Annotated in this window: 1 protein-coding gene; it reads left to right on the top strand. The window is 71.0% G+C overall.

Annotated features, from left to right (window positions below):
* Window positions 1-211: 211 nt before the first annotated feature.
* On the top strand, window positions 212-424 hold a 213-nt coding region (locus AN233_RS17295), incomplete at its 3' end, for a cupin (protein WP_058366358.1).

Genomic DNA, 424 nt, shown 5'->3' with positions numbered 1-424 from the left:
CGCCGTCGCCGCTCCGCGGGAGCCGCGGCGGCGGACCCGCCGACGTACGGTGCGCGGGTCGCACGCGAGTCGCACGCGAACCGCGACCGCGCCACCGGACAGGGAATGCACGCGGCGTCCCCTCACGAACGACGGACGCCACGTCACCGGTGTCCGGCCGCGAACGGGGACGCCCCGATACCTTTTCACGCCACGTCGGTTATCGGGAGGCATGACGCTCGACCGATACGCCGACGCCGTCGACGATCTCGACCCCGCCGAGGGGGCAGTCGAGACGGCCGAACTGTTCGTCTCCGACGACGTGCTGGTGAAGCTGTTCGCTCTCGGCCCGGGCGCCGAACTCGATCCCCACGAGCACGCCGACTCGACCAACGTCTTCCACGTGCTGGAGGGCGAACCGACTGTGATTCAGGGGGACCGCGAG

Source organism: Haloparvum sedimenti (genome assembly GCF_001462205.1).
In the GTDB taxonomy this organism is placed as follows: Archaea; Halobacteriota; Halobacteria; order Halobacteriales; family Haloferacaceae; genus Haloparvum; species Haloparvum sedimenti.
Note: the sequence above shows the minus strand (reverse complement) of the source record. Positions and strands in the feature narration are given on the sequence as shown.